The sequence below is a fragment of the Massilia cellulosiltytica genome (assembly GCF_047325105.1).
Classification (GTDB): Bacteria; Pseudomonadota; Gammaproteobacteria; order Burkholderiales; family Burkholderiaceae_D; genus Telluria; species Telluria orientalis.
Window position 1 is genome coordinate 3,214,126 of the sequence record NZ_CP168562.1, and the last position, 25,000, is coordinate 3,239,125.

The 25,000-nt window shown below is 67.9% G+C and carries 21 protein-coding genes; 11 read left to right on the top strand and 10 right to left on the bottom strand.

Annotated features, from left to right (window positions below):
* The first annotated feature begins 1 nt into the window (after position 1).
* The 7 genes from ACEN9H_RS14065 to mntP all read left to right on the top strand — a co-directional run bounded on the left by ACEN9H_RS14065 (position 2) and on the right by mntP (position 9,380).
* Positions 2-928 (top strand): carbohydrate ABC transporter permease, encoded by a 927-nt coding sequence (locus ACEN9H_RS14065; RefSeq protein ID WP_413675580.1) that lies wholly within the window; start codon positions 2-4, stop codon positions 926-928.
* Positions 929-931: 3 nt separating this feature from the next.
* A complete protein-coding gene (locus tag ACEN9H_RS14070) occupies positions 932-1,984 on the top strand; it encodes an ABC transporter ATP-binding protein (RefSeq protein WP_413675259.1) in 1,053 nt (350 codons plus the stop codon).
* An 82-nt stretch (positions 1,985-2,066) separates the two neighbouring features.
* The gene (locus ACEN9H_RS14075) at positions 2,067-3,095 is read left to right on the top strand and encodes a LacI family DNA-binding transcriptional regulator (protein WP_371766362.1); all 1,029 of its coding nucleotides are present in this window, start codon (positions 2,067-2,069) and stop codon (positions 3,093-3,095) included.
* Between the two features lie 90 nt (positions 3,096-3,185).
* Positions 3,186-4,565, top strand: coding sequence for a GH1 family beta-glucosidase (locus ACEN9H_RS14080; protein ID WP_413675260.1), 1,380 nt, complete (start codon positions 3,186-3,188; stop codon positions 4,563-4,565).
* Between the two features lie 111 nt (positions 4,566-4,676).
* Complete coding sequence (locus ACEN9H_RS14085; protein WP_413675261.1) at positions 4,677-7,187, top strand: glycoside hydrolase family 3 N-terminal domain-containing protein; 2,511 nt, start codon at positions 4,677-4,679, stop codon at positions 7,185-7,187.
* Positions 7,188-7,338: 151 nt separating this feature from the next.
* Positions 7,339-8,598 carry a sugar MFS transporter gene (locus tag ACEN9H_RS14090; RefSeq protein ID WP_413675262.1) on the top strand — a complete coding sequence of 420 codons (1,260 nt, stop codon included), beginning with the start codon at positions 7,339-7,341 and terminating at the stop codon, positions 8,596-8,598.
* Between the two features lie 212 nt (positions 8,599-8,810).
* A complete protein-coding gene (mntP, locus tag ACEN9H_RS14095) occupies positions 8,811-9,380 on the top strand; it encodes a manganese efflux pump MntP (protein ID WP_160410427.1) in 570 nt (189 codons plus the stop codon).
* On the opposite strand, the gene ACEN9H_RS14100 is transcribed toward mntP, so the two are convergent.
* The 6 genes from ACEN9H_RS14100 to ACEN9H_RS14125 all read right to left on the bottom strand — a co-directional run bounded on the left by ACEN9H_RS14100 (position 9,381) and on the right by ACEN9H_RS14125 (position 18,487).
* Positions 9,381-10,535 (bottom strand): acyltransferase family protein, encoded by a 1,155-nt coding sequence (locus ACEN9H_RS14100; RefSeq protein ID WP_413675263.1) that lies wholly within the window; start codon positions 10,533-10,535, stop codon positions 9,381-9,383. It lies immediately after the preceding gene.
* Positions 10,532-12,043: a tryptophan halogenase family protein gene (locus tag ACEN9H_RS14105; RefSeq protein WP_413675264.1), complete on the bottom strand. Its 1,512-nt coding sequence runs from the start codon at positions 12,041-12,043 to the stop codon at positions 10,532-10,534. The genes ACEN9H_RS14100 and ACEN9H_RS14105 overlap by 4 nt, the downstream gene beginning before the upstream one ends.
* 57 nt (positions 12,044-12,100) lie before the next feature.
* The gene (locus ACEN9H_RS14110; protein WP_413675265.1) at positions 12,101-13,111 is read right to left on the bottom strand and encodes a cupin-like domain-containing protein; all 1,011 of its coding nucleotides are present in this window, start codon (positions 13,109-13,111) and stop codon (positions 12,101-12,103) included.
* Positions 13,095-13,808, bottom strand: a complete 714-nt coding sequence (locus tag ACEN9H_RS14115; RefSeq protein WP_413675266.1) for a SapC family protein — start codon at positions 13,806-13,808, stop codon at positions 13,095-13,097. Before ACEN9H_RS14115 ends, ACEN9H_RS14110 begins: the two co-directional genes overlap by 17 nt.
* Before the next feature lie 44 nt (positions 13,809-13,852).
* Positions 13,853-15,385, bottom strand: coding sequence for a tryptophan halogenase family protein (locus ACEN9H_RS14120; protein ID WP_413675267.1), 1,533 nt, complete (start codon positions 15,383-15,385; stop codon positions 13,853-13,855).
* A gap of 159 nt (positions 15,386-15,544) precedes the next feature.
* Positions 15,545-18,487 carry a TonB-dependent receptor gene (locus ACEN9H_RS14125; protein ID WP_413675268.1) on the bottom strand — a complete coding sequence of 981 codons (2,943 nt, stop codon included), beginning with the start codon at positions 18,485-18,487 and terminating at the stop codon, positions 15,545-15,547.
* Positions 18,488-18,745: 258 nt separating this feature from the next.
* Here ACEN9H_RS14125 and ACEN9H_RS14130 point away from each other — a divergent pair, with 258 nt between their 5' ends.
* The 4 genes from ACEN9H_RS14130 to ACEN9H_RS14145 all read left to right on the top strand — a co-directional run bounded on the left by ACEN9H_RS14130 (position 18,746) and on the right by ACEN9H_RS14145 (position 22,533).
* Entirely contained in the window at positions 18,746-19,549 is an 804-nt protein-coding gene (locus ACEN9H_RS14130) for a family 16 glycosylhydrolase (RefSeq protein ID WP_413675269.1), read from the top strand.
* Between the two features lie 91 nt (positions 19,550-19,640).
* Positions 19,641-20,786, top strand: a complete 1,146-nt coding sequence (locus ACEN9H_RS14135; protein WP_413675270.1) for a serine hydrolase domain-containing protein — start codon at positions 19,641-19,643, stop codon at positions 20,784-20,786.
* The gene (locus tag ACEN9H_RS14140; RefSeq protein WP_413675271.1) at positions 20,764-21,225 is read left to right on the top strand and encodes a hypothetical protein; all 462 of its coding nucleotides are present in this window, start codon (positions 20,764-20,766) and stop codon (positions 21,223-21,225) included. Before ACEN9H_RS14135 ends, ACEN9H_RS14140 begins: the two co-directional genes overlap by 23 nt.
* A gap of 57 nt (positions 21,226-21,282) precedes the next feature.
* The gene (locus tag ACEN9H_RS14145; protein WP_413675272.1) at positions 21,283-22,533 is read left to right on the top strand and encodes an MFS transporter; all 1,251 of its coding nucleotides are present in this window, start codon (positions 21,283-21,285) and stop codon (positions 22,531-22,533) included.
* Here ACEN9H_RS14145 and merP read toward each other — a convergent pair.
* Genes merP through ACEN9H_RS14165 form a run of 4 tightly spaced genes read right to left on the bottom strand, consistent with a single transcriptional unit; the run spans position 22,517 to position 24,841 of the window.
* On the bottom strand, positions 22,517-22,801 hold the full coding sequence (gene merP / locus ACEN9H_RS14150) for a mercury resistance system periplasmic binding protein MerP (protein ID WP_413675273.1): 285 nt from the start codon (positions 22,799-22,801) through the stop codon (positions 22,517-22,519). The two genes, ACEN9H_RS14145 and merP, sit on opposite strands and share 17 nt — an antisense overlap.
* A 10-nt stretch (positions 22,802-22,811) precedes the next feature.
* Positions 22,812-23,186 (bottom strand): mercuric transporter MerT family protein, encoded by a 375-nt coding sequence (locus tag ACEN9H_RS14155; RefSeq protein WP_413675274.1) that lies wholly within the window; start codon positions 23,184-23,186, stop codon positions 22,812-22,814.
* Between the two features lie 5 nt (positions 23,187-23,191).
* Entirely contained in the window at positions 23,192-24,310 is a 1,119-nt protein-coding gene (locus ACEN9H_RS14160) for a transglutaminase-like domain-containing protein (protein WP_371770288.1), read from the bottom strand.
* A gap of 9 nt (positions 24,311-24,319) precedes the next feature.
* A complete protein-coding gene (locus tag ACEN9H_RS14165; protein ID WP_413675275.1) occupies positions 24,320-24,841 on the bottom strand; it encodes a TlpA family protein disulfide reductase in 522 nt (173 codons plus the stop codon).
* Between the last annotated feature and the right edge of the window lie 159 nt (positions 24,842-25,000).

Here is a 25,000-nt window from a genome sequence, read left to right on the forward strand (position 1 = left end):
AATGGAATCGATCGTCCCGCCGTTGCCGGCCGTGCCGGCCGGCGCCGCGCCATCGAAGGCGGCCCGGCGCGCGCGCCGCCGCTGGACGCCGGCCCGCATCGGCCTTTACGTGTTCCTGCTGGGCGCCGCGCTGTTCTTCCTGCTGCCGCTGTACGTGATGATCGTGACGTCGCTGAAGTCGATGGACGAGATCCGCCAGGGCGGCATCTTCGCGCTGCCGCACGCGCCGACGCTGGCGCCGTGGCGCCTCGCATGGAGCGGCGTGTGCACGGGCGCCGCGTGCGACGGCGTGCGTACCGGCTTCTGGAATTCCGTCGCCATCACCGTGCCGTCGACGATCCTGACCATCCTGCTGGGCGCCGTGAACGGCTACGCGCTGTCGTTCTGGCGGCCGCGCGGCGCGAACCTGCTGTTCGGGATCCTTCTGGCCGGCGCGTTCGTGCCCGTGCAGGTGATGATCTACCCGCTCGTGCGCGTGATGGCGCTGGCCGGCATCTTCGGCAGCCTGCCCGCGATCGTGCTCGTGCACCTCGTCTTCGGCATGCCCGTCATGACCTTGTTGTTCCGGAATTACTACTGCAACGTGCCGCATGAGCTGTTCCAGGCCGCGCGCATCGACGGCGGAGGGTTCTGGCGCATCTTCCTGCAGGTGATGCTGCCGATGTCGCTGCCGGTCGTCGTCGTCGCGGCGATCATGCAGGTGACGGGCGTGTGGAACGACTACATCCTCGGCCTCGTGTTCGCGGGGCGCGACAACATGCCGATGATGGTCCAGCTGAACAACGTGATCAACACGACGACCGGGGTGCGGCAGTACAACGTGAACATGGCGGCGACGATCCTCACCGCGCTCGTGCCGCTCGCACTGTACTTCGTCTCGGGCCGCTGGTTCGTGCGCGGCATCGCCGCCGGCGCCGTGAAAGGATAGGGAATGGCGAACGTCTCGCTGCGCAAACTGAACATCGTCCTGGGCGGCAAGCCCATCATCCGCGACCTCGACCTGTGCGTGGAACCGGGCGAATTCCTCGTGCTGCTCGGTCCCTCCGGCTGCGGCAAGTCGACCTTGTTGCACAGTATCGCGGGCCTCGTCGACAGCGATTCCGGCGCCATCGAGATCGGCGGCCGCGACATGACCGACGCCGATCCCAGCGAGCGCGGGATCGGCATGGTGTTCCAGTCGTATGCGCTGTACCCGACGATGACGGTCGAGGACAATATGTCGTTCGGCCTGCGCATCGCCGGCACGCCGAAGGCCGAGATCCGCCGCCGCGTGGACCGCGCCGCCGCCATGCTGCAGCTGGATGCGCTGCTGCGCCGCAAGCCCGCGCAGCTGTCGGGCGGCCAGCGGCAGCGCGTCGCGATCGGGCGCGCGCTCGTGCGCGAGGCGCAGGTGTTCCTGTTCGACGAACCGCTGTCGAACCTGGACGCCAAGCTGCGCGCGGAACTGCGCCGCGAACTCAAGTTACTGCACCAGACGCTCGGCTCGACGATGATCTACGTGACGCACGACCAGGTGGAAGCGATGACGCTCGCGACCCGCATCGTCGTCATGCAGGGCGGAGAAATCCAGCAGATCGGCACGCCGCTGGACGTGTACGAGCGACCCGCGAACCGCTTCGTCGCGGGCTTCCTCGGCGCGCCGGCGATGGCGTTCGTCGAAGGGACGCTGGACGCGCAGGGACGTTTCGAGGCGGACGGCATGCGCTACCTGCAGGAAGACGCGTCGCGTCCCGCCGGACGGTCCGCGGTGCTGGGCATCCGCCCCGAGCACGTGGCGATCCAGCCCGACGGCGACTTCGTCGGCGAAGTGACGCTGGTGGAACCGATGGGCAACCACCAGGTCGTGTGGCTGCGCCGCGGGAAGGCGACGCTGGCGTCGCTCGTGCACGATGCCCGCAGCTACGCGCCGGGCGAGCGCGTGGCCTTTTCGATCGACACGGCGCGGGTGTCGCTGTTCGACCCGGTCACCGGAAATCGCCTCTAGACACGGCAACGACGAGAAGCCGCCTTGGAAGGCGGCAAATGCAGTATCCTTCGGACGAATCGACAGCATTGAGGAAGAGTTTGTGGCAACTATCAAGGACGTAGCGAAGCTGGCCGGCGTGGGACTGGGCACCGCGTCGCGCGTGGTGAGCGGCAAGGGCTCCGTGTCGCCGGCGACGCTGGCACGCGTGAAGAAGGCAATCGACGAGCTGGGCTTCCGGCCGTCGCACGCGGCGCGCGCGCTGCTGTCCGGCACGAGCCGCATGGTCGGCGTGTACATCCCCGTGCTGAGCGGGACGTTCTACACGCCGATCCTGCAGATCATCGACACGGAACTGCGCGCGGCCGGCGTGCACATGGTGCTCGCGTTCGGCGTAGGGCTCGGCGACGAGCGCCGCCAGGCCATCGAGGGCGTCGAATTCCTCGTCGAACGCGGCTGCGACGGCCTCGTGGTGATGACGAGCGCGCTGCTGGAAGAAGACGTGGCCGCGCTGGGCGCCAAGTCCGGCCAGCTCGTCGCGCTGAACCACAGTTTCGATTCCATGTCCGACCAGTGCTTCACCGTCGACCACACGCTGGGCGGCCGCCTCGCGGCGCGCGCGCTGCTGGACCACAAGCACCGCAAGATCGCCGTCGTCGAAGGCCCGCGCCAGCTGGAAGACAACCGCGCCCGTATCGACGGCTTCATGAGCGAGCTGCGCGACAACGGCATCGACCCCGCGAAGATCTGGCGCCTGGAGAGCGACTTTTCGCCGGCCGGCGGCTGGGCCGCGGCCAAGCAACTGCTCGACTCGGGCTACCCGTGCACGGCGCTGTTCTGCGCGAACGACGAGATGGCCGTGGGCGCACTGTCGTACTTCCAGGAGGCGGGCATTCGCGTGCCGCACGACCTGTCCGTGCTGGGCTACGACGACACGCCGAGCGCCGCCTTCTCCGCGCCGCGCCTCACGTCCGTGCACATGCCGTGGCGCGAGATGACGCAGAACGGCATCAACGCCTTGCTGAACCTGTGCTACGACATGCGCCGTCCCGTCACGCGCGAATTCCCCGTCAGCGTGACGTTGCGCGCCTCGCTGGCCAAGGCCCCGAGCGCGAAGCGAAAGGCCGCCTGACCCGACTTCCCGATCCGGCGCGCCGCCGCATGCGCGCCTTTTTTTGCGGCGCCTCTGGAAAGCTTTCCAATCACAACGACACACATCACGATGACCACCTACGATATCTTCCCGGGCGCCGACGGCCCGGAACCGCAGGCGCCGCAGCGCGCCGACTTCGGCTCCGATTTCCTGTGGGGCTGCGCCACGTCGTCGTACCAGATCGAGGGCGCCGGCACCGTGGACGGCCGGGTCGAATCGATCTGGGACCGGTTCGCGGCGACGCCCGGCAAGATCCGCGACGGTTCCTCCGGCGCGGTCGCCTGCGACCATTACCACCGCTGGCCGGCGGACCTCGACATCGGCCGCGACCTGGGCCTGAACGCCTACCGCTTCTCGATCGCATGGCCGCGCATCTGCGACGGGGTGAGCGACACACCGAATGCGAAAGGCCTCGATTTCTACGACCGCCTCGTCGACGGCATGCTGGAGCGGGGCCTGCAGCCGTGGGCCACGCTGTACCACTGGGACCTGCCGCAATGGCTGCAGGACCGCGACGGCTGGGCGTCGCGCGACACGGTCGACGCGTTCGTGGACATGGCCGACGCGGTGACGCGCCGCCTCGGCGACCGCGTGGCCCACTGGATCACGCACAACGAGCCGTGGTGCACGGCCATCATCGGCAATTACGAGGGCTGGCATGCGCCGGGCCTGACGGACCTCGGCACGGCGCTGCAGGTCGCGCACCACGTGCTGCTGTCGCACGGCAGGGCGGTGCCCGTGATCCGCGCGAACGTGCCCGGCGCGCAGGTCGGCATCTCGCTCAGCCTGCACCCGCTGCGGCCCGCGAGCGCCGCGCCGGAGGACGTCGCCGCGATGGATCGCCACGACGGCCTGCGCTACCGCTGGTTCCTCGACCCGCTGTACGGCCGCGGCTATCCGGAAGCGACGCTCGCGCAAGTGGGCAAGGCGGCGCCCGTCGTGCTGCCGGGCGACCTGGACGACATCGCCGTGCCGACCGACTTCCTCGGCGTGAACTACTACTTCCCGGAGACGGTCGCGCATGATCCGGACCACGGCCCGCTCGGCGCCCGCATCCTGCCGGCGCAAGGGGAGATCACGGCAATGGGCTGGCCCGTGGCGCCGCAGGGCCTGTCCGAGCTGCTGGCCCGGGTCGACCGCGACTACCGTCCCGGCCCGTTGTACGTGACCGAAAACGGCTCGTGCTACGACGACGTGGTGACGGGCGACGGTGCCGTGCGCGACGTCGAACGCAGACGCTACCTGATGCGCCACCTGGCCGCGCTGCGCCAGGCCGTGGCCGATGGCGTGCCCGTGAAAGGCTATTTCGCGTGGAGCCTGCTGGACAATTTCGAGTGGGCGGAAGGCTATCTGCGCCGCTTCGGCCTCGTGCACGTGGATTACGCCACGCAGGAGCGCCGGCTGAAGGACAGCGCGAAATGGTATCGCACGTTCCTGCGGGGGCTGTGAACGGGAGCGGGTGATTGACAGCGCGCGCGTTTGAGGTCAATATCTGCCGGGTCGATTGGAATCGTTTCCAATCGACCCCTCTCGATAACGAACCGCCCCTGGAGACCCCGCATGACCACCCATCGCCCCAGCCACATCCGGCTCGCCGTCGCGTCCGCGCTGGCCGCCGCCGCGTTCTGCGCGACGGCCGCGCCGCAGATCACGGCCTGGCCGCACCTGAAGAGCGCGATCGCGCCCGACGCCGCCCTCGAGGCGCGCGTGCGCGAGATCGTCGGCCGCATGACGCTCGCGCAGAAGATCGGCCAGATGACGCAGGCCGAACTCAAGGCCGTGACGCCGGACGACATGCGCACGTACTACCTCGGCTCCGTGCTGAACGGCGGCGGCAGCTGGCCGCACAACGACAAGCACGCGAGCGCCGGCGACTGGTTGAAGCTGGCCGACGCGTTCTACGACGCCTCGATGGCGACGGACATGGCGGTCAAGGTCCCGATGATCTGGGGCACGGACGCGGTCCACGGCCACAACAACGTCTACGGCGCCACCATGTTCCCCCACAATATCGGCCTCGGCGCGGCGCGCGACCCGGAACTGGTGCAGGCCATCGGCGCCGCGACGGGCAAGGCCGTGCGCGCGACGGGCATCGCATGGGTGTTCGGCCCGACCGTCGCCGTCGTGCGCGACGACCGCTGGGGGCGCACTTACGAAAGCTTTTCGGAAGACCCGCAACTGGTGCGGCGCCTGTCCGGTCCGTACGTGACGGGCCTGCAGGGCGCGCTGAAGGGCGACGCGAACGTCATCGCCAGCATCAAGCACTACATGGCCGACGGCGGCACGGAGTTCGGCATCAATATGGGGGTCGCGAAGGTCGGCGAGCGCGACATGATGAATATCCACGCGCAGGGATACTACGCCGGCATCGAGGCGGGCGCGCAGACGGTCATGGCCTCGTTCAATTCATGGAACGACGTGGCGGCCGGCAAGGACTACGGCAAGGTGCACGGCAGCCGCTATATGCTCACCGATATCCTGAAGGACAAGATGGGCTTCGACGGGTTCGTCGTCACGGACTGGAACGGACACGGCGAAGTGCCGGGCTGCCGCAACGACGGCTGCGCCCAGGCCATCAACGCGGGCATCGACATGGTGATGGTGCCGAACGACTGGAAGGCCTTCATTTCCAATACGATCAGGGACGTCGAGGCGGGCCGCATTCCGATGGCGCGCATCGACGACGCCGTCAGCCGCATCGTGCGCGTGAAGCTGCGCGCCGGCGTGTTCGACAAGCGCCCGTCGCAATCCGCATGGGCCGGCAAGGACGACGCGCTGCTCGCGAAGGACCTGGGCCGCCGCGCGGTGCGCGAATCGCTGGTGCTGCTGAAGAACGAAGGACCGGCGCTGCCGCTGGCCACGAACCAGCGCATCCTCGTCGTCGGCAAGGCCGCCGACAGCATGGCCAACCAGACGGGCGGCTGGGCGTTGACGTGGCAGGGCACGGCGAACACGAACGCCGACTTCCCGAAGGCCGAGACGATCCTCGCGGGGTTGAAGGCAGCCGGCGCGGACGTCACGTACAGCGCGGACGCCGCCGGCGTGGATCCGGCCAGGTTCGACGCCGTCATCGCCGTGATCGGCGAGGCGCCCTATGCGGAAGGCGACGGCGATATCGTGCCGTCCGGGACGTTGCGCCATTCGAGCCGCTATCCGGAAGACCTGGCGGTGCTGCAGAAAGTGCACGGCAAGGGCAAGCCCGTGGTGACCGTGTTCCTGTCCGGCCGCCCGCTGTGGGTGAACGATTTGCTGAACCTGTCGGACACGTTCGTCGCCGCCTGGCTGCCGGGCACGGAAGGCAAGGGCGTGTCCGACCTGCTCGTCACCGGCAAGGGCGCGAAGCCTTATGAGTTCAAGGGCAAGCTATCGTTCTCCTGGCCGAAATCCGTGTGCCAGACGCCGCTGAACGTGGGCGAGGCCGGCTATGCGCCGCTGTTCGCGTACGGCTACGGCCTTAAGCGCGGCCAGCGTTCGCATATCGGCATGCTGGATGCGACGTATCCGCCCGGCGGCTGCAGCGCGTCCGATACGTATCCGGTGTACGGCCAGGCGGATCGGGCCAGCTTCCCGCTGCGGATCGTCAGCGGCACGGCCGTGCAGCCGCTGGGCGCCGACCTCAATGCGGGTACGAGCCTGCCGGGCATCGCGGTGGCCATCGCCCAGATCAAGACGCAGCAGGATGCGAAGCTCGTCACGTGGACGGCACCGGCGGCGTTCGAGGCGCACGGCAGCAAGCCGCTCGCGCTGCCGGCCGCGCTGGCGGACAAGGGCGTGCTGCGCTTCGACACGATCGTGCAGCAGGCGCCCGCCGGCAAGGTGACGATCGCGATGGCCTGTGGCGGCACCGCCTGCGGCACGCCGCTGGATGCAACCAGGCTGTTCACGGGCCTGGCCGGCAAGGGTCGGCAGGAGGTCGCGATCCCGCTGGCCTGCTTCCGCGCGCGCGGCGTGGACCTGGCGAGAATCGACACGCCGTTCCGCGTGACGAGCGACGGCGCTTTCACGGCCGCCTTCGGCAACGTCGACGTGACCGCGGGCGCCGCCACCGTCCGATGCGAGGACCTGCGATAAGCGGCTTGCGCCTGCCGGCCGACAGCGGCGGCACCGATGCCCGCTGCGAGGGCAAGGGCCGGTTGCGGGCTTGGCTGGCGCGCATGCCGGCGTGGCTCGTCATCGGACCGTGTCCCGCACTGAACACCAAAACCATAACAAAGGAGAATCCATGGCAGCTTCCCCCAACCCGACCGTGTCCGTGACCGCGGCATCGACTGCGCGCGCGACCAACACCGGTCCGCTCGTCATCGTCACGATCCTGTTCTTCATGTGGGGCCTGCTCACGTCGCTGAACGACGTGCTGATCCCGCACCTGAAGGCGATCTACACGCTGAACTACCTGCAGGCGATGCTCGTGCAGTTCTGCTTCTTCGGCGCCTATTTCATCGTGTCGCTGCCGGCCGGCGCGCTGATCCGCCGCATCGGCTACCAGAAGGGCGCCGTCACGGGCCTCCTGATCGCGGCCGGGGGCTGCGCGCTGTTCTATCCGGCCGCGCAGGGCGGCTACGGCCTGTTCCTGTTCGCGTTCTTCGTGCTGGCTGCCGGGATCACGATCCTGCAGGTGGCCGCGAACCCGTACGTGACGGTGCTCGGCCCGGCCGCGACGGCATCGAGCCGGCTGACGCTCACGCAGGCATTCAACTCGCTGGGCACGACCGTGGGCCCGGCGCTGGGCGGCATGCTGATCCTCGCGGGCACGAGCACCGTCGCGGCCGACCAGGCGGCTGCCGTGCAGGGGCCGTATCTCGCGCTCGCCGCGGCGCTCGCGCTCCTCGCCGCACTGTTCGCGCTGGCCCGGCTGCCGCGCATCGACCATGCCGAGGCAGACGTTCCCGCGGCCGGTGCCGTCGGCTCCGCGCTGCATTATCGTCATCTCGTGCTGGGCGCCGTCGCCATCTTCCTGTACGTGGGCGGCGAAGTCAGCATCGGCAGCTTCCTCGTCAATTTCCTCGGCGAGAAGCAGGTGGCCGGGATGCCGGCGGCGCAGGCGGCGAGCTATGTCAGCGTGTACTGGGGCGGGGCGCTGATCGGGCGCTTCATCGGCTTTACCGTCATGCGCGTCGTCAGCCCCGGCAAGGCGCTCGCGTTCAACGCGCTGCTGGCCATCGCGCTCGTGCTGGCCGCGATCTTCGGCCGGGGCCAGGCCGCGATGTGGGCGATCCTCGCCGTCGGCTTGTGCAATTCGATCATGTTCCCGACGATCTTCAGCATGGCGCTGCACGGCCTCGGACGCCACACGGGCCAGGGTTCCGGCATCCTGTGCATGGCGATCGTGGGCGGCGCCATCGTGCCATTCCTGCAAGGCTGGCTGGCCGACCGCATCGGCGTGCAGCCGTCGTTCTTCGTGCCGGCCGCCTGCTATGGCTTCATCCTGTACTTCGGCGTGAAGTATGCGAACCTGCATCGCCAGGGAGCGACCACCGCCTGAGACTGGCCATGGCGGCACCTTTGCAGTAGAATGCCGGCATCCCATTGGGGAGTAGCCTGCTTCCGCCCGCGCGGAAGTTCCCGTATCAACATACTCGACAGCCCTGGCTGACGTGGTACGGGCAGCCGTTTCGGTTGGCAAGACCTTTGGTATGCCTGCGCGTTCATCGGGCCGCGCCGGCATGCCTTCGCGTTTGCCCGACTGGAACCACGATGAATCTCCTCGCCACTGCAGCACTCGCCCTCGCCATGTCCACCGACGCATTCGCCGTCGCCGTCGGCAAGGGCGCCGCGCTGCAACGTCCCCATTTCCGCGAAGCCCTGCGCACGGGCGCCATCTTCGGCGTGATCGAAGGCCTCACACCCGTCATCGGCTGGGCGCTGGGCCACTGGGCGGCGCCGTATGTGCAGGCGTGGGACCACTGGATCGCGTTCACCTTGCTGGGCGTGCTCGGCCTGCGCATGATGCGCGAAGGCTTGGGCGGCGCGGACGACGACGAGGACGACAAACCCACGAGCCACTCCTTCTGGCTGCTCGCCGTGACCGGTTTCGCGACGAGCATCGACGCGATGGCCGTCGGCGTGGGTCTCGCATTCATCGACGCGAACATCATCACGACGGCCGGCGCGATCGGCCTGTCGACGTTCATCATGGTGACGCTCGGCGTGATGGTGGGACGCGGCCTCGGCAAGCTGGTGGGCAAGCGCGCCGAGGTCGTGGGCGGGCTCGTACTGATCGCGATCGGGTCGCTGATCCTGTACGAGCACCTCGGCCAGGGCTGATCAGCCGTTCGTGGCCGGCGCGGCGACCGCCGGCTTGCGGTCCATCCAGCGCCGCGTGAGCCAGGCGCGTACCGGCTCGTCGTAATACTTCAGCAGCAGCCACGCCAGCGCGACGCAGGCGGCGAAGGTGGCCGCGGCGACGGGCAGGCCGTCGCGCAGCGGCACGTGATTCGCATTGGTCCAGGCCGTGTACGTGTACACGAACGGGTAGTGGATGATGTACAGCGGATACGACAGTCCCCCCAGCGCGGCGCACACGCTGGCCGTGCGCGCGCTGGCCGGAGCGCTGGCGCCGAGCCAGACGACGAACGGGAACACGGCGACGATGCACACGGCTTCGTACAGGCCGTTCATCCACAGGGTGTCGGGACCGCCGATGCGCGGCAACGCCATCGTAGCGAACAGGATCACGGCGCTGATCGGGAATGCCTGCGCGATGCGACCGGGCCGCACGACGCGCGACAGCAGCAGTCCCGCGCAGAACGGATAAGCCAGGCGGGTGAACCCGAGCTGGAACTGGACGGGGTCCAGCGACCAGCCGCCGATCACGTCGCCGTTCGGCCCCGTCAGCAGGTAATGGACGAGTGCCGCGCCGGCCAGCAGCGCGAGCGCGCCGAGGATCCGGTTCGGCAGCCGCCGCAGCACCAGCGCGTACAGCACGTTCGCCACGTATTCGAAGAACAGCGACCACGCCGGGCCGTTCAGGGGATGCATTTCGGCCCAGCCGCGCAGGTCCATGGACGGCGGCACCGGCAGCAGGGTCATGCCGATGACCATGATCAGCAGCACGCGCCACAGCGGTGTGTCCGCGATCATCGGGAACAGCGGCCCGGCCTGGAAGTAGAACATCAACGCGCCGATGACCATCGCGACGACGATCATCGGATGCAGGCGGATCAGCCTGCGCTGGAAGAATTCGCCCAGCGACATGCGGCGCCAGCGGTCGTCGTAGGCGTAGCCGATCACGAAGCCGGACAGCAGGAAGAAGAAGTCGACGGCCAGGTAGCCGTGGTTGATCACCTGGGCGAAGCGGTTCACGGCATGCGCTTCGCACAGGTGGAACGCGACGACCGTCAGCGCCGCGACGCCGCGCAGGCCGTCGAGGACGGGGTAGTGCCGCCTGGTGTCGGCGAAGCTGCCGGCCGCCGCCGTCACGGTTTGCCCGCCGGGCAGTAGCGCTCCACGTATTGCTGGTGCGGCGGGAGTTGCGAGACGGTGCGGCGTACGCCGTTCCTGATGCCGTCCAGGAAGCCGCGCAGCTCGTCGTCGCCCATCAGGTCCGCGCTCGGATGCCAGCGTTCGGGCGTGAGGCCCTGGCCCAGCATCACCTGCACCCACGAGTTTTCCGCGAACAGTTCGTTCCCTTCGCGGAACACGCGGGCGCCGCCGCGGAACAGGTCGATGCGGTGCTGCAGGCTGTCCGGCACCGGCATCAATGCCGCGTCGTGCCAGTACGGCGTGTCGCGCCGGTTCGTGACCTTGTAGTGCAGGATGATGAAGTCGCGGATCGTGCGGATGTCTTCCTCGGTCTGCACGTTGAATTCGTCGACGTCCGCCTGCTGGATGCCGTAAGTCGGGAACGTCTGCAGCAGGCGCACGATGCCGCGCTGGATCAGGTGGATGCTCGTCGATTCGATCGGCTCCAGGAAGCCGCTCGCGAGACCCAGGCCGATGCAGTTGCCGACCCAGACCTTCTTGCGCTGGCCCGGCGTGAAGCGGATCACGCGCGGCTCCGTGAGGACCTTGCCCTCGACGTTGCCGAGCAGCGTGGCGCGTGCCGTGGCTTCGTCCGTGTAGCGGCTGGAGAACACGACGCCGTTGCCCGTGCGGTGCTGCAGCGGGATGCGCCATTGCCAGCCCCAGTCGTGCGCCATCGAGCGCGTCAGCGGCACGGCCGGGCCGGTGGATTCCGTCTGCACGGCGATGGCGCAGTCGTTGAACAGCCATTGCGACCAGTCTTCGTACTCCACGCCCATCGTCTGGCCCAGCAGCAGCGAGCGGAAGCCCGTGCAGTCGATGAACAGGTCGCCCTCGACGCGCGTGCCGGAGTCCAGCACGAGCGCGGTGATGTGGCCCGTGGCCGGATCGGTGTCGACCTTCGCGATCTTCGCTTCGATGCGCTCGGCGCCGAAGTGTTCGGAAAAGCGGCGCAGGTAGCGGGCGTAGCGCGTCGCGTCCAGGTGGTAGGCGTAGTTGATGCCCTGGTTCGGCAGGTGGCCGAAGCGCTTTTCCTGCGATGCGACCAGTTCCAGGCAGTAGTCGCCATAGTCGCTGGAGAGGCCGCGGTCGCGGCCCTTCAGCCAGAAGTGCTGGAAGCCGGCCGTCCAGTGGTCCGTCCCCGTCATGCCGAACGAGTGGATGTAGTCTTCGCCGCGTGCGCGCCAGCTTTCGAAACTGATGCCCAGCTTGAACGTGGCCTGCGTGGCGGCCATGAATTCCTGTTCGCCGATGTCGAGCAGGCGGTGGAAATGCACGAGGCTCGGGATCGTCGCCTCGCCCACGCCTACGGCCCCGATGTCGTCCGACTCGACGACCTTGATGTCGACGACCTTGCCGAGGGTGCGCGCCAGCGCCGCCGCGGCCATCCAGCCGGCGGTGCCGCCGCCGGCGATGACGACGCGGCGGATCGGGCGGCCGCGCCCTTGTTGGTTGTTGTTCTCCATGTCTCTACTCCTGGCTTGTACGCTTTGTCGTCGTTAGACGCGTCGTAGTCTTTAGTCTTATCGGTTGATCCGGCGCAGCAGCTGGCCGCGCAGGACGCGCGCGCCGTCCTCGTCGAGCGGCGACAGCGCATAACGCGCATTCTCGGGAATGTGCGCGAGGTTCGCGGGGTCCGGCTCGAAGATGTAATGGCGGAAGATGTCCTGCCACGCGCGCCGCTGCTCGGGCGGCAGGTCGCGCATCGTCAGGATCGCCAGCATCAGCGCGTTCGTCGGCGTGTCCATGTAGTCCGGGGACTGGCGCCACCAGTAGTTCACGAGCACGTTGAACGCCGACAGCGCTTCCACGTGGTGCCACCACATCGACGGGATGAACAGCGCGTCGCCCGGCCCCATCTCGGCCACTTCGGCATGCTGCAGCGCCTCGGCGTAGCGCGGGAAGCGCTCCAAGTCCGGGTTGCGCACGTCGACGAGGCTGATCGCCTGGCCGGCCGGGTTGAAATCGAGCGGGCCGACGTACAGGTTGTTCAACTGGTCGGGCGGGAACAGCGTGAACCGCCGCTCGCCGACCGCGACGACGGCGATGTTGTCGGGCAGGTCGTAGTGCGTGGCGACGACGGTGCGGTTGCCGATCCAGATGCTGGCCAGCGGGTTGCGGCCGCCCAGGTCCAGGTCGTTGTCGGCGCGCAGGCCGGGCAGGGCGCCGTCGATCGACGTCGAGCCCACGTAGATCGCGCCGGGATCCGGCCGCTTGCGGTGCTCGGCCAGTTCGTCCAGCACCTGGTCGAGCCGCCCGCGCACGTTGTGGAAGTTGAAGCCCGTGATCGTGTCGTTGTAGAAGAAGCGGCCGCCGATCTGCGGGGGGCCGAGCATCGCGTTGACGGTCGCGTCGCGATAAAACCGGCGCAGGTAGGCGTCGGCGCTTTCCGCCGACGCGCGTCCTCTTTGCACGAGGGGCCAGTCGGCCGCGAGGCCGCGTACGATGTAGGGCCGCGTCGCGCGCAGCATCTCGTCCGGCAGCTTGCCGTCGACTGCCGCCACCTCGCGGACATGTTTAACGGAGGACGTCATTGGCGCGATTCTTCCGTTGGATCAGGCCGCGGAACTGCGCCAGCGACGCCACCGCCATGTAGATGGCCTGCAGATAGCCGTTGTCGTGCAGGCGCGCGAGCTGCTCGCCCGTCAGCTTCGCGAGGCGGTCTTCGTTGATCGTGTAGAAGCCGGCCAGGCGGTTCTGCGAGCCGTCGTCCAGTTCCACGTCCAGCACGAACGATTCGATCAGTTCCAGCTCGACGAGCGCGGCGACGAACGCGCGCGATGCGGCGAGGCCTTCGTGGATGGTGCGCAGCACGGAGTTGATGCGTTCCAGGTATTCGCTCGTGCCGCCATAGGTCAGGAACAGCGCCTCGCCCTCGATGCCGCTGTCGCGCACGCGCGGGCTGTCCAGGTCGATGTGGACGGACAGTTCCTCGCCGCTGCGGCCGATCATGAACGGCTGGCGTTCGATGGTCAGCGGGATCGTCGGCGCGTCCCAGCCGTTCGGGCCGAGGAACAGGTTTTCGCCCGGTTCGAAGCCGAGTAATGCGAGCGCGTCGTAGCCGCCGTTGCCGTCCTGCGCGAAGACGATCGGGTAGCAGGCCTGCAGGTCGCGGAATTCGGCGGGGAAGGTCAGCGCCGACATCACGGCGTCGCCGTACGCCGCGCCGCGGGTGGTGACCACGCGCAGGTTCTTGTGGTCGACGTTGTTCAGGGGGGCATGGTTGGCCATCGGTGGTAGTCTCTCTCGTTATTGGTGTTGTGGTGGTGTCTCCGCTAGCCCGGCGGCATGCCGAACTGGCGGATGTGGTGGAGCATCTCGCGGTTCGCGGGCAGTTGCGGCAGCATGCGGGCGGTGAGTCGCGCGGCCTCGCGGAAATACTGGTCGGCACGCTCGGGCAGGTCCGATGCGCGCGCCGTCAATTCGGGCCGGAAGCCCATCCCGTACAGGATGTACTGCCAGCTCGCGGACGGGAAGATTTCTTCGATGCGCGGGAAGTCGCGGCGCGACGGCGCGCGCGTGCGCCACAGCGCGAGCAGCTCGCGCAGGCGCGGCGACTGCGTGCGCGCTGCGCGGTGATCGAGCCAGTAATCGGTGTCGGTGCGCTTCGACAGCACGTAATGCAGCTTCAGGAAGTCGATGATGCGCTCCCACCGGTACGTGAAGGCCTCGTTGAAGCGCGCGGCGATCGTGTCCATCTGCGCGCGCGTGGCGGGCAGGTCGTCCGCCAGCCAGCTCGCGGACAGTTCCACGAGTGCGAGCGCGGACGCTTCCAGCGGCTCGATGAACCCCGCGGACAGGCCGATCGCGACCACGTTCCGTTCCCAGAAGCGGGCGCGGTAGCCCGGGTCGAACGCGATCTTGCGCGGTGCGGGAATCTCGCCAGTGATACCGGTGGACGCAAGATAGGCGCGGATTGTCTGCTCCGCCGCGTTGTCGTCGACGTGGGCGCTGGAATACACATAGCCGACGCCGCGCCGCGCGGGCAGGCCGATGTCCCAGGTCCAGCCGTGCGACTGGGCGGTGGACGTCGTCTGCGATGCGATGGGCGTGTCGTCCGTCGGATAGGGCACCTGCACGGCGAGGGCGCGGTCGTTGAACAGCACGTCGCGCTGCGACACGAGCGGCACGCCGTAGTGGCGGCCCAGCAGCAGCGCGGCCATGCCCGTGCAGTCGATGAACAGATCGCCCTCGATCAGGCCCGCTTCGCGCGTGCGCAGCGCGGCGATGTCGCCATCGTCGTTCGAAAGAATGTCGACGACGTGGGCCAGCACGTGGCGCACGCGCAGCTTGTCCACGCAGTGCTTCTGCAGGAAGACGCCGAATTTGCCGGCATCCAGGTGATAACCGTAGTTGGCGACGCCGGCGTATTCCGGCGTCTGCGGCTGCTTCGGCGCGCGGCCCTGCACGCATAAATGCGGCTGGTAGCTGACGAGGTCCGCGAACGGGACGCCGCGGTGCGCGCGTTGCCAGGCTGCGACGAGATTCGCCTCGCCATAGCCCTGGGGCAGGGAAAAGGGGTGGAAATAGACGTCGCCGTCGCTGCCGTCGACCCAGCGGTCGAAGCGCGAGCCCTGCTTGAACGCGGCATCGCATTCGCGGAAAAACGCGGCTTCGGAGACGCCGATGCGCTGCAGGGTCTCGCGCATGGACGGCCACGTGCCTTCGCCGACGCCGATGGGCGGCACGCCCGGCGACTCGACGAGCGTGACGGTCAGGCGCGGGTGTTCGGCCGCGAGGACGCCGGCCGTCAGCCAGCCCGCGGAGCCGCCGCCGACCACCACGACGTGTTCGATGGGTTTACTCATCACAGCTTCCTTTTTCCGGTGGGCCGCATGAGTCTACCTGAAAAAGCTGCTTTTGGAACAACTTTTTATACGCTGAAACCGATTACGGCAGACTGATCGTACGCGAAATTCCCGTCGTCCCCGCCTTCGCGGGGACGACGGTCTTAGGGTCCCGGGCCCTTAGAACTTGTAGCGTGCCCCCAGCATATAACGCGGCCCGGTCTGCGTCACGTACAGCGCCTGCTGCGTCGTCCGTCCGTGGACGCGGCTCGTCTCGTTCGTCAGGTTGATGGCTTCGAACTGCACGACCAGTTTCGGCGTGACGTTGTAGCCGACCGACAGGTCGAGCTGGCCGTACGGCTCCACGTAGTTCGGGTTCGGACCCGCGCCGTCGAACGTCGACGACAGGAATTCGCCGCGCCAGTTGTAGGCCGCGCGCACGTTCCACTTGTCGTTCTCGTAGATGCCGACGAGGTTCGCGGAGTTGGACAGCCCGACCAGTGCGAACTGTTCGCCCACGCTGCCGTTATCGTACCGCAGGCCGGAGTGCACGTACGTGTAGTTCGCCGAGATGCCGAAGCCGGTGTTGCCGAACATGTGCTGGAGATTGAATTCCAGCCCGTTCAGGCTTGCCTTCTTCTGGTTCGAGAACGTCGTGATCTGGAAGTGCGCCACCGGATCGCCCGGCTGGCCGACGATGTTGCCGGTTGGGTTGCCGCTGCTGTCCACGCCCGTCACCGTCACGCCCGGGGCGGTCGGGTGATTCCTGAAGATGTAGTTGCGGATGCAGGCCGGGTCCGTGCCGCAGCCGGCGGCCGACGCTTCGCTCCACAGCGCGCCGCCCACCGGGGTGTGCAGGTTGAACGGCGTGGCGTCGATCTTCGACTGGCCGGCGTAATTCTCCAGGTCTTTATAGAACGCGTTCACGGAGAAGAAGCTGTCCTTCCCGTAGTACCACTCCCACGACAGGTCGAAGTTCTTCGATTTCACGGGCTTCAGCGCCGGGTTGCCCTGCGAGCCGGTGCCGCCGTCGACGCGCGCCAGCGTATTCAGGATCTGGCCGCCGGCGATCTGGTCGTAGCGCGGACGGCCGATGGTCTCGCCATAGCTCGCGCGCACCTTCATGTCCGCGCGCAGGTCCATGTCCCAGTCGACCGACGGCAGCAGGTGGTGGTACTTGCCGGTCAGCGTAGTGAACGTCGGGGCGCCGAACGTGACCGGGAATTCGTTGGCGGAGACCATCGTGATGGCGGTGGCCGCCGGCACAAGCGCGGTCGAGACGACGTCCGTCTTCTCGTAGCGCACGCCGATCGCGGTGTGCATCGGCAGCGCCGTATCCCAGTCCGTGTTGAACTGCAGGTACAGGCTCTTCGATTTTTCGCCGGTGCGCTGGTCGGTGTCGTACGTGTTCTTCGGCAGGTACAGCGCGGGCAGGCCGGACGCCTTCGACACCACGTCGCGCACCTGCGCGAAGTTGAAGGTGTAGAAGGTGTTGAACAGGTTCGGGTTCTGGCTGCCGGCCAGCTGGTCGAAGTACTGGCGGATCGTGTCGGCGTGCCACAGGCTGCTCGGGTAGTCGGACGGCTTGGTCGCGCCGGTCCAGGCGTCGCGCTGCTGCGTGGAGAACGCGGAGCGGTTCTTGACCTCGACGGTGCCGATGCCGAAGTTCAGGTTCGACGCTTCCAGCATGCGCAGGCGGCCCTTGAACTGGAGCTGGTCGACCTCGCCCTTCATGTAGCCGTTCTGGAAGACGGAACCGGTGACCTGCTGCGGCGCGCCCGTGAAGTCGGCGCCCTTGATCGACAGGACCGGGAACTCCTGCGAGAAGTCGGCCGTCGTGTCGCCGCGCGAGAAGCTCGAGGTGCCCAGCGTATTGCTCGAGCCGAACGGGCTGTCCGCCTTCGATTCCGCGGTCGAACGGTGCGCGTCGAACTCGAGCTTCAGGTCTTTCGTCGCACGCCACTGGGCGTTGAAGCCGAGCGATTTGTTCTGGGTCTTGGTGGCGAAGTCGGCGCCGCCCATCGCGATGTCGCTGTTCCCGGCCGGGATGAATTCCGTGTAGACGAGCGGTGCGGCAATCGGGCCGTTGGTCCACGACGATGCCGACGCGCCGAAGTTGAACCAGGCGGAGACGTCGTTGCGCTTCGTCTGCAGCTTGTTTTCCGAGTACGTGTAGTCGAGGGTCGTCGTCAGCTCCTTGACCGGCTGCCACTGCAGGGTCAACTGGCCGTTGGTGCGCTGGCGCTTCACGCCCGTCATGCTGTAGTTCAGGTTCTGCGGCACCTGGTAGATGTCGCCGGGCTTCGGACGGTTCGTGATATTTTCCGAACCGGCGGTACCCGGCTGCGGGATCGTGCCCCAGTTGTTCTCGTCGCCACGGAACGGACCCTTCCAGCCGTTGCCGACGGACGCCTGGTTGAAGCCCAGGTTGCGTTCCTGGTAGCTGGCGGAGAGGCCCAGGCCCCAGTGGCCATCTTTCGACGTCGTCGAATAGATGCCCGAGAATTCCGGCGTGGTCGAGGTGCTGGCCTTGACGTCGCCCGGCAGGTTGTGGTTCGACGTGTCGTGCACGGCTTTGATGCCGATGCTCGAATACGTGCCAAGTTTGTCGAGCGGACGCGCGGTGATCACGTTGACGGTGGCGCCGATGCCGCCGGTCGGGGTCTCGGCGCGGCTGGTCTTGTAGACCTGCAGCTGCGAGATCGCTTCCGACGCCAGGTTCGAGAAGTCGAACGAGCGGCCATTCAGGTCGCCGAGGTTCGATGTCGGCATCTGGCGGCCGTTCAGCAGCACCATGTTGAAGTCGGGACCCACGCCGCGCACGGTGATCTTCTGGCCTTCGCCGTTCACGCGGTCGATCGACACGCCCGAGATGCGCTGCAGCGATTCGGCCAGGTTCGTGTCGGGGAATTTGCCGATGTCCTCGGCCACGATGCCGTCGACGATACCGTCCGACTGGCGCTTCAGGTTCAGCGACGAGGCCAGCGACTGGCGCAGGCCCGTGACGGTGACCTGCTGGATCGACGTGGTCGGGATGTCGCCGCCGCGGCTGTCTTCGGGCGTGGTCGTCTGGGCGTAGGCCGGGATCAGGGCGGCGCAGGCGCTCGCCACAGCCAGGCTCATCAGTTTTTGGTTTGCCTTGGGGTAATGCATTGGGTCTCCTCTATTTTTATCTCTCTTCACCGCTTCAACATCGTTTCCAATCTCTGGAAACGTTTCCATATGCTGGTCGAATCTTATGTTCAGAAAAAACAATTGTCAACGGAATATTCAGTAGTGCGTGGCCGAAACGGCACACTGAAAAACAGGGCACGTTTGACACCGAAAAAACCGCGGTGCTATATTCGAAATTGTCTGGGAACGTTTCCAAGCGGAGACCGCATGTCCACTTTACGAATCGCCGCCGTGCTTGCCGTTTTCCTTTCTGCGGGGACTGCGGCCCAAGCGCAAACCACGCTCACCCAGCCGCCCGGCTGGGTACTGGACTGGCACGACGAATTCGACGGGCGCACGCTGGACCGCACGACATGGGTCCCGGAGACGGGCGGCAACGGCTGGGGCAACCAGGAGCTGCAGTTCTATACGGACCGGCCCGACAACGTGCGTGTCGATGGCGGCAATCTCGTCATCGAAGCACGCAAGGAAGACCACGGCGGACGCCACTACACCTCCGCGCGCATCAAGACTGCGGGAAAGGTCGAGCGCACGTATGGCCGCTACGAGGCGCGCATCAAGATCCCGCGCGGGCAGGGCATCTGGCCCGCGTTCTGGATGCTCGGGGCCGACATCGGCCAGGCCGGCTGGCCCCGCTGCGGCGAGATCGACATCATGGAAAACATCGGCCGCGAGCCGGACCTCGTCCACGGCACGCTGCACGGCCCCGGCTACAGTGGCGCCAAGGCCATCGGCAAGCCGCAGCGGCTCGACAAGGGGACGTATGCCGACGACTACCACGTCTACGCCGTCGAATGGGAACCGCGCGAGATCCGCTGGTACCGCGACGGCATCCTGTACCACACGGCGCGGCCCGACACCGTCACGGGCGACTGGGTGTTCGAACACCCGTTCTTCATGATCCTGAACCTGGCCGTCGGCGGCGCCTGGCCCGGCAACCCGGACGCGACGACCGCCTTCCCCCAGCAGATGCTGGTCGACTACGTGCGCGTCTACAAGCGCTCGCCTTGACGAATCGTCATGACGGAGTTAGCGCTCTCATGGCATCATGTCGGGCTGGGGTGCCGCGCGGTGCGGCATCCGGCGGGTCTGGGGAGAGCGCATGCGGTTCGGGACGTGGTTGACGATGGGTGTGGCGGCGATGTTGGCGGCGGGCTGCGCGCGTCCGCTACGCCCCATGCAATCGCTGTCCGATCCGGAAATCCAGCGCGCGATGCGGCGCGAGCAGGTGCAGGGCCTGGCCTTCGCGACGATCGAGAACGGGCAGGTCGCGAACGTCAAGGTGATGGGCATGCGCAACGCGTCCCTCGGCCAGCCGCTGACGCCGGACACCATCATGGCGGGCGGCACCCTCACGAAGGCGGCCTTCGCGTACATGTTGCTGCAGCTGGCCGACGAGGGCCGGATCGACCTCGACGCGCCCGTCACGAAGCTGCTGCCGCATCCGTTGCCCACGTACCGCGTGCGTCCCTACGACTTTTCCGACCTCGCCGGCGACGCGCGCTGGCAGACGATCACGCCGCGCATGCTGCTCGCGCATGGCGGCGGTCTCGCCGACTACCGCTGGATGGAGCCGGGCGGCCGGCTGCGCATCCACACCGATCCGGGCGAGCGCTATGCGTATTCGAGCGAAGGCTATGCGATCCTGCAGCTCATCGTCGAACAGGGCCTCGGCCTGGACGTGGCGCAGGAGATGCGCCGGCGCGTGTTCGACCGCTTCGGCATGCGCCGCACGAGCATGTACTGGCGCGCGGAGTACGCGGAAAACGCGGCGGACGGCTATGCGTTCGACGGCGCCTTGCAGCCCCACGAGCGCCGCTACCGCGTGCGCGCGGCCGGCTCGATGGAGACGACGATCGCCGACCAGGCCAGGCTGTGGGCCGGCATCATGCGCGGCGACGGGCTGCGCCCCGACACGCGCGCCGCGTTCTCGACGGGCTGGCTGCCGATCGCAGCGCGCCGTCGCTACCCCGCGTTCGACGGCGCCGAGACCGCGTGGCCGCAGAAACTGGCGGCGGGCCTGGGCGTCGTCACCTTCGAGGATCGCTCGGGGCCCGCGTGGTTCGACGGTGGCCACGACGAATCGACGGCGGACTTCGTGCTGTGCCTGGAGACGGGCCAGCGCTGCGTGGTGATGCTGTCGAACGACGTGCGGGCGGAGCGCCTGTTCCCGGAACTGGGCCGGCAGGCGCTCGGCCCGGACGACATGCCGTGGAGCTGGGAATATGACTGGCTGGACCAACCTTGACGCCGCGGGCGGCGCAGGCATGCCGCAGGCGCCCGATGCCCGTTGCGAGGATGCGCGCTTCGAGGACTTCTTCCGGCGCTGGCTGCTGGGCGCGATCGGCGAGCCGGCCGGCAGCTGGCGTGCCGGCGTGCGCGCGCTGTGCTTCAACGTGCACCCGACGACTGCCGGCGAGCACGCCGTGGAATTGATCGGCGCCGCCGATTGCGACCCGGCTGCCGCCGACTGGGCGCTGGACGAGGTCTGGCTGCCGTCGCGCGCCCGGATTGCGCTGCCGGGTGACGTCGCCGATGCGGACGACGGCGTGCTGCTCGTGCGCTGCCTCGTGCGCGCGGCGCTCGCCGACGGCTTCGCGGGCGCGCGCCTGAAACGCTATCCGCGCATCGCCGTGGGCCACGTGGACGGGCCGCTCGACGTGCTGTGGGAGCGCACGCCGATCTAAGACGCGTCCGGCAAGGATCGCCAGCAGGCGTTACACTTGACGCTTTACCCGGAGCGCATGTTGCCCCCATCGCCTTTGTCCACCGAGGTGCTCGAACGTCCGCGGCAAGACGCCGCGGCCATGCCCACGTGGCTGATGCTGCTGATCGCCGCCGCCTGCGGCCTGATCGTGGCGAATCTCTATTACGTCCAGCCGCTCGTCGGCCCGATCCGCGCGGACATCGGCCTGCCGGCCGGCGCGGCCGGCCTGCTCGTCACGCTGACGCAGCTCGGCTATTGCGCCGGCCTGCTGCTCGTCGTGCCGCTCGGTGACCTGCTGGAAAACCGGAAACTGGTGCTGGCCCTCGTGGCGCTGCTGGTGGTGGCGCTCGTCGCCGCTCCAGTCGCACCGGCGCTCGGCCATCCGGTGCCGGCGTTCCTCGCGTGCTCGCTGGTGATCGGCTTCAGCGCCGTGGCCGTGCAGGTGCTCGTGCCGTACGCGTCGCACATGGCGGCCGAACACGTGCGCGGTAGAGTCGTCGGCAATATCGTCAGCGGCCTGATGTTCGGCATCATGCTGGCCCGTCCCGTCGCCAGTTTCATCACGCACGCGTGGTCGTGGCAGGGCGTGTACGTGCTGTCGGCCGTGCTGATGGTGGTGCTCGGCATCGTGCTGCGCGTGCTGCTGCCGGCGCGCCGTCCGCATGCGACGCTCGGCTATGGCGCCTTGCTCGCATCGATGGCGGGGCTCGTGCGCGACCTGCCCGTGCTGCGCCGCCGCGCCATCTACCAGGCCGGCATGTTCGGCGCGTTCAGCGTGTTCTGGACGGTCACGCCGCTGCTGCTCGCGAGCCCGGCGTACGGCATGAACCAGCGCGATATCGCGTGGTTCGCGCTGGCCGGCGTCGCCGGCACGATCGCGGCGCCGCTCTCGGGCCGCGTGGCGGACCGGGGCTGGACGCGCCCCGCGACGGTGTTCTGCATGCTGCTCGGTCTGCTGTCGTTCGTGCCGACGCTCGGCCTGGCGGACGGCGGCCGGTTCGGCGTCGGCATCCTCGTGGCGGCCGCCATCGCGCTGGACTTCGCCGTGTCGGGCAATCTCGTGCTGGGCCAGCGCGCGATCTATGCGCTTGGCGCGGAAGTGCGCGGGCGCGTGAACGGCCTGTACATGGCGACGTTCTTCCTGGGCGGCGCGACCGGTTCGGCGCTGGGGGCGTGGAGTTATGCGCACGGCGGCTGGCAGGCCGCGTGCGCCGTGGGGATGGGATTGATCGGGGCCGTGTTCCTCGTCTTCCTCACGGATCCCCGCGGGATTACTTCGACGTCTTGAGCAGCGCCGGATAACCCACGTCTTCCGTCGCCTTTTTCAGGTCGGCGACGGTGGTCTGGGCGTCGTCGTAGACGATGACGGCTTCGCGCTTCTCGTAGCTGACCTTCACCTTCGACACGCCCGGCACCTTCGACAATGCCGTCTTGATGGTGATGGGGCAGGTGGCGCAGTCCATCGTCGGGACGTTCAGCGACACGGTCTGCTGCTTGGCGAAGGCCGGCGCCGCGATGAAGAGGGCGGCGACGGCGAGGGTACGGGTGAAATTCATGGTGCTCTCCTCAATAAAACAGCGGGGCGATCAGCGGAAAGCCCAGCAACAGCGCGACGAACAGCGCGCAGGCGATGAACACGCGGCGCATCAGCGGCCGCGTGGTGGCGCAGTCGCCGCTCTCCAGGTCGCACACGCGCGCCGGGCGGAACACGAGCCAGCCGGCCCACGCCAGCGCACCCACGGTAAGGGCGATGGCATACGGCGTCACGGGTTTCAGCGCCTGCAGATTGACCATCCACGCGCCCGTCACGCCGATCAGCACGAGCGCGAGCGGCAGCACACAGCACGTGGAGGCGAGCAGCGCCGCGAGCATGCCGAGCGCGATGAGGCGGCCGGCCTTGCGTTCGGTACCGTCGACGGGTTGGCGGGCGAGCGTGGACATGGCGGTCAGATGGCGCGCGACGTGATGGTGTACTTGAACGTGTCCGGCGCGAGCGAGTCGTACGCTTCGCCGCCGCTCTGCGCCTGCGGGTACATCAGGAAGCCGACCTTGCCGGCGACGGAGCCCGGCAGGCGCACGTCGTGGGCAAAGTTATAGCCCATCCAGTTGCCTTCCCAGCCGCCGAACAGCGCGCGCTTGACGGGCGCGACGACGGGGTTGTCCGGGTCCTTGATCCAGTCCGCGGTTTCCTGGCGCATGACCTTGGCCACGTCGGCCGGATCCATCGCGACCCAGCCGTGCTGCTTCAGGTAAACCTCGGCGCGGCAGTGCTGGGCGCCTTGCAGGGACGCGGGCTTGCCGCCCAGTTCCTTGTAGCCGAAGGCGCTCGGCGCGATGCGGATGCCGTACACGTCGCGCGCCGGCACGCCCGAGGCGCGGCACAGGCCCACGAACAGGCCGTTCAGGTCGGCGCACTTGCCGCCGAAGTTGCCCGTTTCCAGCATCGTCTTGATGTCGCCCGTGCCGCAGCCTTTCACTTTCGGCTCGCGGAACGTGTTCAGCACGATCCAGTCGTAGATGCGCTGGACCTTTTCCTCATCCGTGCGCGCGCCCCTGGTGATCGTCAGCGAGGTTTTCTTGACGATGCCGTCGAGCGGCATCAGGTCGGTCGGCTGCAGCCACACGCGCAGGTCTTCGGCGGCTTCCGTACCCGGGGTGCGGGTCTTCCAGTTCTCGGCGCGGTCGCGGGTCTGGATGCGCGACACGACTTCCAGCATCGGCGGCGCGCTGCCATCGAATTCGGCGACGAGGAAGCGCGCGCCGTAGTGCGGGTCGGTTTCGACGTGCGTCTTCTTCGCGTTGCCGGACCAGTTGTTCGACAGGCTGCGCTGCCATTCCGTGTCGATGGCCGGCAGCGGGATCCACACGGTCGACGGACCGGCGGCGCGCTGCAGGGCCACCTTCGTCACCACCTCGTAGCCCTTCCAGTCGCCCGGACGCGGGTCGAAATGGCGTTCCTGCGCGTCCGCCGCCAGCACGGCGCGGGGCAGGGTAGTGGCGAGCGCGAGGCCGCCGGCCGCTTTCAGCAGCGCACGGCGGGCGGTGGACGGTTTGGTGTCTTGCATGGCTTTTCCCTATTTTTGGTTGTGTGTTCGATGTTGCGGTTCCGTCAGCAGCGCGTCGATGGCGGCGCGCAGCTGGGTGTCGTCCGGCGGAATCTCGCCGACCGTGCGCCAGCGCGCGCGGCCCGTACGGTCCACGAGGATCGTCGTCGGCATCACGCCCGGCGTCCAGCGCTTGAAGGCATCGCCCGTACGGTCGCGCAGGACGGGATAGCCGAGCGGGTGGTCCTGCGTGAAACGTTCGATCGTATCGAGCGGTTCCTTGTAGTTCACGCCCACGACCGCGACGCCGTCGCGGCCCGCCAGGCCTTTCAATACCGGCAGCTCATCCACGCACGGGCCGCACCAGCTGGCCCAGAAATTTACCACGACGACCTTGCCGCGCAGGCCCGCCACGTCCCACGGCTGGCCGTCCAGGCCCGTCAACTGCAGGGCTGGCGTCGGCTGGCCCGCGGGCCAGGGGCGCAGGGTCGCGTCCTTCGCGTCCGCCGCGCCGGCGCTCAGCAGAGCCGCAAACAGCAGGCCGGTGGACATCCAAGTGTGGTGCGTCAACGTGTGGATCTCGAAGCGGAAACAATCGTCATGATACCAGAGCGTGTCGCGCAATGCCTGGCCCGGGCCGTTCCAGTTGGCGCGATGCGACGGGGCTGTTCATAATCCGGCAACAGCTTGGGCATATGAACGACGATAGGC